At 68.7% G+C, this 8,345-nt stretch carries 9 protein-coding genes and 3 pseudogenes; 7 read left to right on the top strand and 5 right to left on the bottom strand.

From position 1 onward, the window contains the following. Positions 1-221 precede the first annotated feature (221 nt). Positions 222-365 (bottom strand): annotated as a pseudogene (locus LE548_RS44790) (IS5/IS1182 family transposase); the annotation flags it as partial. Between the two features lie 109 nt (positions 366-474). Between LE548_RS44790 and LE548_RS44785 the strand changes: the two are divergent. Together LE548_RS44785 and LE548_RS44780 are read left to right on the top strand one after the other, a co-directional pair. Further along, positions 475-1,304, top strand: a pseudogene (locus LE548_RS44785) (IS5 family transposase). Next, positions 1,301-1,729 carry a hypothetical protein gene (locus tag LE548_RS44780; RefSeq protein ID WP_225102790.1) on the top strand — a complete coding sequence of 143 codons (429 nt, stop codon included), beginning with the start codon at positions 1,301-1,303 and terminating at the stop codon, positions 1,727-1,729. The pseudogene LE548_RS44785 and the gene LE548_RS44780 overlap by 4 nt, the downstream one beginning before the upstream one ends. A 13-nt stretch (positions 1,730-1,742) precedes the next feature. On the opposite strand, the pseudogene LE548_RS46935 reads toward LE548_RS44780, so the two are convergent. After that, a pseudogene (locus LE548_RS46935) lies at positions 1,743-2,108 on the bottom strand (IS110 family transposase); the annotation flags it as partial. Positions 2,109-2,402: 294 nt separating this feature from the next. On the opposite strand from LE548_RS46935, the gene LE548_RS44770 reads away from it, so the two are divergent. The 4 genes from LE548_RS44770 (at position 2,403) to LE548_RS44755 (ending at position 5,796) form a co-directional block, all read left to right on the top strand. Further along, on the top strand, positions 2,403-3,329 hold the full coding sequence (locus LE548_RS44770) for an alpha/beta hydrolase (RefSeq protein ID WP_225102789.1): 927 nt from the start codon (positions 2,403-2,405) through the stop codon (positions 3,327-3,329). A gap of 12 nt (positions 3,330-3,341) precedes the next feature. Then, entirely contained in the window at positions 3,342-4,226 is an 885-nt protein-coding gene (locus tag LE548_RS44765) for a short-chain dehydrogenase/reductase (RefSeq protein WP_225102788.1), read from the top strand. 6 nt (positions 4,227-4,232) lie between these two features. Beyond that, positions 4,233-5,114, top strand: a complete 882-nt coding sequence (locus tag LE548_RS44760; protein ID WP_225102787.1) for an SDR family NAD(P)-dependent oxidoreductase — start codon at positions 4,233-4,235, stop codon at positions 5,112-5,114. A 67-nt stretch (positions 5,115-5,181) separates the two neighbouring features. Continuing rightward, positions 5,182-5,796 carry a TetR/AcrR family transcriptional regulator gene (locus tag LE548_RS44755; protein WP_225102786.1) on the top strand — a complete coding sequence of 205 codons (615 nt, stop codon included), beginning with the start codon at positions 5,182-5,184 and terminating at the stop codon, positions 5,794-5,796. A 34-nt stretch (positions 5,797-5,830) separates the two neighbouring features. Here LE548_RS44755 and LE548_RS44750 read toward each other — a convergent pair whose 3' ends face one another. After that, a complete protein-coding gene (locus LE548_RS44750; protein WP_225102785.1) occupies positions 5,831-6,016 on the bottom strand; it encodes a multidrug efflux SMR transporter in 186 nt (61 codons plus the stop codon). 259 nt (positions 6,017-6,275) lie between these two features. On the opposite strand from LE548_RS44750, the gene LE548_RS44745 reads away from it, so the two are divergent. Continuing rightward, positions 6,276-7,511: an IS110 family transposase gene (locus tag LE548_RS44745; RefSeq protein WP_225102784.1), complete on the top strand. Its 1,236-nt coding sequence runs from the start codon at positions 6,276-6,278 to the stop codon at positions 7,509-7,511. Between the two features lie 35 nt (positions 7,512-7,546). Here the strand turns inward: LE548_RS44745 and LE548_RS44740 are convergent, their stop codons facing one another. Continuing rightward, the gene (locus tag LE548_RS44740) at positions 7,547-7,894 is read right to left on the bottom strand and encodes a hypothetical protein (RefSeq protein WP_225102783.1); all 348 of its coding nucleotides are present in this window, start codon (positions 7,892-7,894) and stop codon (positions 7,547-7,549) included. A 75-nt stretch (positions 7,895-7,969) separates the two neighbouring features. Then, the coding region (locus LE548_RS44735) for an integrase core domain-containing protein (RefSeq protein WP_225102782.1) at positions 7,970-8,345 on the bottom strand (376 nt) is incomplete at its 5' end.

Here is an 8,345-nt window from a genome sequence, read left to right as displayed (position 1 = left end):
ACATCCATGAAGCCTTCCTCGGGCTCGCTACATGTCTCATCACCTACCGACACGTCCAACGCATTTGTTAGGACCTCTTAGCCTGGCCGGGTGTCCGAGGGCGCCGGCGAGGTTGCAGGGCGGGTGTGCGAGGGCTGTGGTGAGCGGTTGAGGCCGGGTGCTCCAGCTCGTACGCGGTTCTGCTCGGCGGCCTGTCGTGCCAGGCAGTGGCGCCGCACCGTCGTCTTGCCGACGGCGTCCTTGGCTCCGGACAGCTGCCACGCCTTGCAGTCGTTGCGGTTGCCGGGCAGCGGTCGACCGACCACGACGACGAGTCGGCTGTCGGCGTCGATCACGACCTGGTGGTTGGTGGAGTACCGATAGTTCTAATAGCTCAGGCGGAATGAGAGGTGATGTCCGTTCTGTCGTCGCCTGAACGTGTGGCCTTGCCGCCTCCGCCAGGTCGCGGGGCTGGCGCCGTGCTGAGGTGGCTGCGTGAGTGACCGCAAGCCCTACAAGAGCGACTTATCCGACGAACGCTGGGCGCTGGTCGAGCCGGTGATCACCGCATGGAAGGCCCAGCACCCCTCCGTCAGCGGACATGAGGGCCGCTACGCGATGCGGGAGATCGTCAACGCGCTGCTCTACCAGTCCCGGACCGGCTGCCAGTGGGAGTACCTTCCGCACGACCTGCCGCCTGCCGGGGCGGTGAAGTACTACTTCTACACGTGGCGTGACGATGGCACTGACCAGGTCATTCACGACCTGCTGCGCTGGCAGGTCCGCGAGAAGAGGGCCGATTAGCCGACCCCAGCCTTGTGGTGCTCGACACCCAGAGCCTGCACGCGGCGGCCGGGGTGCCGGCCGAGACGACGGGACGCGATGCGGCGAAGAAGGTGCCGGGACGTAAGCGGGGGCTTGCCGTGGACGTGCTGGGTCTGGTGATCGCCGTGGTGGTGCTGGCCGCCTCCGTCCACGACAACGCCTTCGGCACCGCTCTGCTCGACAAGGTCGCAGCAGGTAGCGGCGGCACCGTGACGAAGGCTCTGGTGGACCAGGGGTTCAAGAAGACCGTCGTGGACCACGGTCAGCGGGTGGGCATCGACGTCGAAGTCGTCGAGCGCAACCCGGCCGAGACCGGGTTCGTCCCGCAGCCGATCCGCTGGCGGGTGGAGCAGACGAACGGGATCTTGATGCTGCACCGGCGACTCGTACGCGACTACGAGCACCGACCCGCCTCGGCCGAGTCCCGGGTCTACTGGGCGATAAGCGACGTGATGGCCCGTCGGCTGACCGGCAGCGCGACCTCCTGGCGCGGCGCATGACCAGCGGGGACCTGACCCTGGGGGCGGTGCTGGTACGTCTGGAGGAGCGCGAGCGGGAGATCGCCGTGCAGGCCGAAGAGACCCGTGGGCAGATCACGCGGCTCACCGCCGTGCTGGACGAGCTCGGCCGGGCCGCCGAGGAAGTGCGGATCATCCGCAAGACGCTGCTGGAGCTGCCCGACCCCGGCCCGCCCGCGCCGTCGGCGTCCGCCCCGAAGCTGCCGGACGGGGCGGCCTACCAGGAGAACATGGCGGTGTTCGCCCAGGCAGACGGTCCGCTACGGGCACGGGGCGTGTGCGAGGCGATGGACCTGGACCCGGCTCCGAACAACATCAACAACGTCCGTATGAAGCTCAAGCGCCTGACCGGGCACAACATCCTGACCGAGCCGGAACCGGGGCTGTTCACCCTGCCACGTCCGTAGTCGTCAGGCGAGGGCCGGGGCGTATCGGCCGCAGATCACGGCGCATTCGGGCCTGGTCCGCGATGACATACGCGTCCCGGGCGTCGGTCTTGCCCTCGCCGCGGTAACCGTCGGCGGCCCGGTTCACCAGGCGGCCAGGCAAGTAGAGGACCTCCTGGCCGTGGTTGAGCGGGAGGGCGAGCAGCAACGCCGGTTCGCCGTCGGTCATGTCGATCGCCCAGGTCACCGGGCTTCCGTCCGCCAGGGCCAAGACATCGCCGATGAACGTGAGCAGCTAGGGCCCGTCGTTGGCCACACGCCGCGACAGCAACGTGGTGCCCTCGGCGTCCAGGGCGAGGCCGTGGAAGCGCACTCGGACCGTCGGCCGTTCTTCGCCCACAGCAACGACCGCCCTGTGGGCCGACAGCGTTCGGGTCGCATGCGCGTCGCGACGTCCGCCAAGGATATGGCGGCCCTGTCTCCGAGGGGCACGCCGGCCTCGCTGTTCCGCCGGCCATCGTCCCTTTCGCCTCCCAGTCGGTCAGTGCGGCGCTGAAGGACCCAGCGGAGGCGTGACGTGTTCGTTGCCGTCGACTTGCTTTACAGCCCCGCAATATTGGATTAACTTCCAATGTTGGAAGCGGTTCCAAATATCCCGCGAGCCCAACGATGCGAGCCGTGTTACGGAGGTCCGATGACCGACCGATTGAATGTGACGTTTCCTTCGGGGCCGGACGAGTGTCACGCCTGGCTGTACCTGCCCGAGGGCGGGGGACGGCGTCCCGTGGTGGTCATGGCGCACGGCCTGGGCGGTATCCGGGAAATGCGCCTGGATGCCTATGCCGAGCGTTTCACCGCCGCGGGATACGCCTGCCTGGTCTTCGACTACCGACACTTCGGCGCCAGCGGGGGCCAGCCCCGCCAGCTCCTGAGCATCCGCCGACAGCTTCAGGACTGGCAGGCGGCTGTGGCCTTCGCCCGCTCCCGGCAGGAGGTCGCCCCCCGGCGCGTGGTGCTGTGGGGCACCTCTTTCGGCGGCGGCCATGTCCTGGCGACAGCCGCCCAGGACCCGGCCGTCGCCGCCGTCATCGCCCAGGGCCTGTTCACCGACGGTGTCGCCTCTGCCTTGGCGATGCGCCCGGACACCTCGGTGAAGGTAATGGCCCGCGCGGTCCGTGACGTGGTCGGCGCCCGCCTTGGGCGCCGTCCCGTCATGGTCGCGACGGCGGGGCCGCCCGGATCCGCCGCGTTGATGACCGCTGCGGACGCCGAGCCCGGCTACCTGGCCCTCGTGCCCAACGACGCGCCCTTCTCTAACCAGGTTGCGGCGCGGTTCGCCCTGGACATCCTCCGCTACCGGCCGGGCCGCCGGACCGCGAAGATCGCATGCCCGGTGCTGTTCTGCGTATGCGAGCACGACAGCGTGGCCCCCGCGCGGCCGACCCTGCGCCATGCCCGCAGGGCCCCGCGCGGCGAGATCCGCCTCTACCCCGACGGCCACTTCGACATCTACCTCGGCGAGCCCTTCGAACGCGTTGTCACGGACCAGCTCGCCTTCCTGGCGCGGCACGTCCCCATCGGGTCCGCACCCGGTGAAGCCCCGGGACCCACGACACCCTGAAAGAGGTACGAGATGCTCACCTACCCGATTGCGGGGAAGACCGTCTTCATCACCGGCGCAGCCGGAGGCATCGGTGCGGCCACCGCCCGCACGCTGCACTCGCGCGGAGCCAGCGTGGTCCTCGCCGACCGGGGCATCGACGCCGCATCGGCCCTCGCCCGCGACCTCGGCGGCGACAGGACACTGGCGCTGTCGGTGGATGTCACCGACCGCGCCGTACTGGCCGACGCGGTGGACCGTACGGTCGACCGGTTCGGCGGCCTGGATGTCGTCTTCGCCAACGCGGGGATCGCGGCCGATCCGCCGGCGACGATCGCTACCATCGACCCGGCCATGTTCGAGCGCGTCGTCGAAGTGGACCTGCTGGGCGTCTGGCGCACCGTTCGCGCCGCACTGCCGCACGTTATCGCGGCGCGCGGGCACGTCCTGGTCACCGCTTCGGTGTACGCCTACTTCAACGGCATGACCAACGCCCCCTACGCCATGTCGAAGGCCGGCGTCGAGCAGTTCGGCCGCGCCCTGCGCGCCGAACTCGGCATCCACGGCGCCAGCGCCGGGGTGCTCTACCCCGGCTGGGTCCACACGCCCATCGCTGGAGCAGCCTTCGGAAGCAACGACATCACCACCCGCATGCGCGAGATCGCCTTCCCGTCCCTGCTCGGCAAGGCCATCGCCCCCACGCGCGTCGCGGACGCCGTCGTCCGCGGCATCGAGAACCGCTCGGCCCGTGTCATGGTCCCCCGCAGGTGGGTACCGTTTTCGGCCCTGCGCGGCGTCCTTAACCCCGTCACCGATCTCATCGCCGAACGCCACCCCGAACTGCGCCGACTCCTGCGCCGAATCGACGAATCCGCCGGCCCCACAGGCAAGTCCCCGCAGACCGACTCACCGAGGTAGGCTGTCATGACCCGTTACGACCTGGCGGGGCGCACCGTCGTCCTCACCGGTTCCACCGGTGGCCTCGGCATCGCCCTGGCCAACGCACTGCGCGACCGGGGTGCCAACCTCGCGCTGCTCGACCTCAGCCTCGCGGCCACCACGGCCCAAGCCCAGGACCTGGGAGACGAAACGGTCGCCCGTGGCTGGGGCGTGGACGTACGCGACCTCGCCGGCCTGCAGCAAGCCATGGACGAGGCCGCCGCGCACTTCGGGCGCCTTGATGTCGCCGTCGCCGGCGCGGGCATCGACACCATGGCCCCCCTGGCGACGATTGACCCTGCCGCCTACGAGCGCGTGATCGACATCAACCTCAACGGCGTCTGGCGCACCTTCCGCGCGGCTCTGCCCCACGTCGAGGCCCAACGCGGCTATCTCCTCGCGATCTCCTCCATGGCCGCCTTCGTGCACTCGCCGCTCCAGATCTCCTACACCGCGAGCAAGGCCGGCGTGTGGGCGATGTGTGACAGCCTTCGCCTGGAGGTTCGCCACCTGGGTGTCGGTGTCGGCAGCGCCCACCCCACGTTCTTCCGCACTCCGATGATGGACGACGTGACTGCGGACCCGGCCGGGCACGCCCTCTGGGGCGGCAACTCCAAGGGGTTGTGGAAGATGGTGCCGCTGGAGAAGGTCATCGCCGGTATCGTCCGCGGCATCGAGCGCCGTGCGGACCGCGTCGTCGTCCCCAGGTCCCTCACCCTGACCGCGAACGCTCCCGGTCTGTTCCGGCCGGTACTCGAACGTGTCGGTTTCCGCTCTCAGACTGTCCAGCGCGCCCTCGGCCTTGCCTCGGCGTCGGGCTGGCACGACTCGGCGGTGCATGAGCGCCACCAGGCCGGTTCCCGCTGAATTCCGGGCTGAAGGAAGCGGCCCAGGGGGTCCGGCCGTTCGAGCACCTCGTAAAGTAGCGGAGACCATGACTATCAAGGTCACACGCACGACACGTCGGGCCGCCGCAACCCGTGCGGCCATCGTCGACGCCGCCGAGGAGCTGCTGGCCGCCGGAGGCCCCGAGGCGGTCACCTTGGAAGGCATCGCCGAACGCGCGGATGTCGCCGTGCAGACGGTGTACAACCGCGTGGGCGGCCGCGCGGCCGTTCTCATCGCGGTTGCCGAGCGGGCACTTGAGGACAACCGGACCTACATGGACGACGCCTACGCTGCCCCGGGCACCCCCGTGGAACGCATCAGGGCCGCCTCGGCCGCGTACGTCCGCTTCGCCGCCGAGCGCCCGCACCAGTTCCGCCTGCTGGCCGAGCCGCCGGACGAACCCGCGGCCCTGGAACGGGTCGCCGCGCTCGTCGACGAGCAGAACGCCAAACTCGCCGCCGCCCTGGCCGACGGGGTGGCCGACGGCTCGCTCGCCGCCGACCTCGATCCCGCCACCACCGCCACCGCGTTGTGGGCTGCCATGAACGGCGTTCTCGGCCTCTCCTGGCGCGCGGACCGACTCCGCGCCGACGCCTCCCATTTGACGGAACTCGTCGCAGCTGTGGAAAGGGTGGTTCTCCGCGGACTGCTCGCCCGCTGAAGTCCGCCCGGGGCCGGCCTGTGCCCGAAGCCGGTCAATGCGCACCGCCGAGGTTGAGGATCACGACCCCCGCGATCACCAGGGCGACCCCGGTCACCTTGGCCAGTGTCAACGGTTCGTTTAGGAACAATGCGCCGACGAGCACGATGAGGGCGGTGCCCAGACTCGACCAGACCGCGTAGACGATGCCCACCTGCAGACCACGGGCGATTGCGGGCACGGGGCGTGTGCGAGGCGATGGACCTGGACCCGGCTCCGAACAACATCAACAACGTCCGTTTGAAGCTTAAGCGCCTGACCGGGCGCAACATCCTGACCGAGCCAGAGCCGGGGCTGTTCACCTGCCACGTCCGTAGTCGTCAGGCGAGGGCTACTTCATCCACAACGACGAAACGGACATCAGCCCACATCCCGCCCTCTTAGAGCGCCGCGTGCTCCGCCTGGAAGCGAAACCGAACGTTGGCACGGAGGTAGAGACATTGAGCGCGATCTTCTGCGGCATCGACTGGGCGGAAGGCCACCACGACATAGCTCTGGTGGACGGGGATGGTGCCCAGCTGGCCAAGCTACGGATCAGCGATGACAGTGCAGGATTCCACGCGCTCATGGAGCTGCTGGCCAGGCACGGTGACACTGCGGAGGCCCCGATCCCGGTCGCCATCGAGACCCCGCGCGGTTTGCTGGTCGCCTGCTTGCGGGCTACCAGCCGTGAGATTTACGCGATCAACTCCCTTGCCGCCGCCCGCTACCGCGACCGCGGGAGCGTCTCCCGGGCCAAGTCCGACGCGGCTGACGCCCGTGTCCTGGCCAATATCTTGCGCACTGACCGCCATGCCCACCGGCCCCTACCTGCGGATAGCGAAGCCGGGCAGAGCGTTGCCGTCCTTGCTCGCGCCCATCAGGACGCCATTTGGGACCGGCAGCAGATGATCAACCGGCTCCGCTCTCACCTTCGTGAGTACTATCCGGCCGCCCTCGCCGCCTTTCAGGGCCCCGGCAAGCCCGGACTCGACTCGCCCCGCGCCCGCATGGTTCTCGCTGCGGCACCCACCCCGATCGACGCCGCCGGACTTACCCGGAGCCAACTGCGTGCCTTGCTCAAGCGTGCCGCCCGCCCGCGCTGCAGCATCGAGGCCGAGGTCGAACGGCTTCGGGACATCTTCTGCGCCGACTACCTTCACCACCTGCCCCAGGTCGAGCAGGCCATGGGGCACCAGGCACTGGCTCTCATCCAACAGCTCGACGCCGCCTGCAACAGCGTCGACCAGCTCGCGGCCGCGACGGAGGATGCATTCCTCGCTCACCCGGACGCCGAGATCATCACCAGTTTCCCGGGCCTGTCAGTACTGTCCGGCGCACGCGTCCTCGCAGAGATCGGTGACGATCGCGGACGCTTTGCGGACACCAGAGCGATGAAGGCATACGCCGGCGCCGCCCCGGTGACACGAGCTTCCGGCCGCAGCCGCGTCGTCGTGGCCCGCACGGTGAAGAATCAACGCCTGGCCTCAGCTGGTCACATGTGGGCCTTCGCGGCTCTCCGATCGGCAGGGCCGCGGGCCCACTACGACCGCCGACGTGACGGCGGTGAACGCCACACCGCCGCCCTTCGGAACCTGTTCAACAAGCTGCTTGGATGCCTCTACCGCTGCCTGCAAGCCGGCACGCTCTACGACCCCGAACATGCCTTCGTCAGCCCCGTCACCTTGGTCGCATGACCATCCACGGCACAGTCTGGGCCGCGTCAGAGAAGTCAGCCAACCCAAGAACCGGGGAGGTCTGCGCGGATGATTTCAAGATCGGCGACTGCGTGGCCGCGTGCGTGGACCCAGCAGTGATCCTGCAACCCGTCCCGGCGCAGCAATCGACCAGGAGCCGCATACCAGCGCATGGGTGAGTCCTCTTCGCTCGCCCACATCGGATGGTCAGGCAGGTCGATGCGGGCGTAGCTAGCCTGGAGGCTGGGCACCAGCGCGTCTGGCAACTCGCAGGCGTCGTACAGGCTGCCGACGGCGAAGAGCGATTCGCCCAGCACCAACTCGACCCACGCCACGGACATCCGGTCGAGGAACGGAATCCAACCCCGGTGCGACTCCACCACCACCGGAGGGTCGTCCTGCTCGACCGCGGTGAGAATTGAGCTGTCCCGAGTTTCGTAGAGTCCGGTGATCTTGTTTCAGGCGGACTGCAGGGCTTGCTCCTGGCTTCGCCAGAAGCTGCGTTCGTACTCGGCGGGCGGTACGTAGTCGAGGGCGGAGTGCAGGCGTTCTTCGTTGTACCACGTGACCCACTGGAAGATCGCCCGCTCCACCTGGTCGAAGCCGGTCCAGGGTCCTTGCATCTCGATCAGCTCGGCCTTGAAGGTGCCGTTCAACGCCTCGGCCATCGCATTGTCATACGAGTCCGCGACGGAACCGACCGGCGCGGAGGCGCCGAGGTCGGCGAGCCGGTCGGTATAGCGGATCGACACATATTGGACGGATTCAACTGATCGTCGCAACACCTTGATCGGGAGGTGGAGCGATGGGCTCTGTGGAGCGGCACAAGCAGGT

Origin of the sequence: Streptomyces sp. CoH27 (assembly GCF_020181035.1) — a bacterium.
In the GTDB taxonomy this organism is placed as follows: Bacteria; Actinomycetota; Actinomycetes; order Streptomycetales; family Streptomycetaceae; genus Streptomyces; species Streptomyces camelliae.
Note: the sequence above shows the minus strand (reverse complement) of the source record. Positions and strands in the feature narration are given on the sequence as shown.

Coding starts and splice junctions, on each gene's coding strand:
- LE548_RS44770 (WP_225102789.1), top strand. CDS start 2,403: ATGACCGACCGATTGAATGTGACGTTTCCTTCGGGGCCGGACGAGTGT.
- LE548_RS44765 (WP_225102788.1), top strand. CDS start 3,342: ATGCTCACCTACCCGATTGCGGGGAAGACCGTCTTCATCACCGGCGCA.
- LE548_RS44780 (WP_225102790.1), top strand. CDS start 1,301: ATGACCAGCGGGGACCTGACCCTGGGGGCGGTGCTGGTACGTCTGGAG.
- LE548_RS44755 (WP_225102786.1), top strand. CDS start 5,182: ATGACTATCAAGGTCACACGCACGACACGTCGGGCCGCCGCAACCCGT.
- LE548_RS44760 (WP_225102787.1), top strand. CDS start 4,233: ATGACCCGTTACGACCTGGCGGGGCGCACCGTCGTCCTCACCGGTTCC.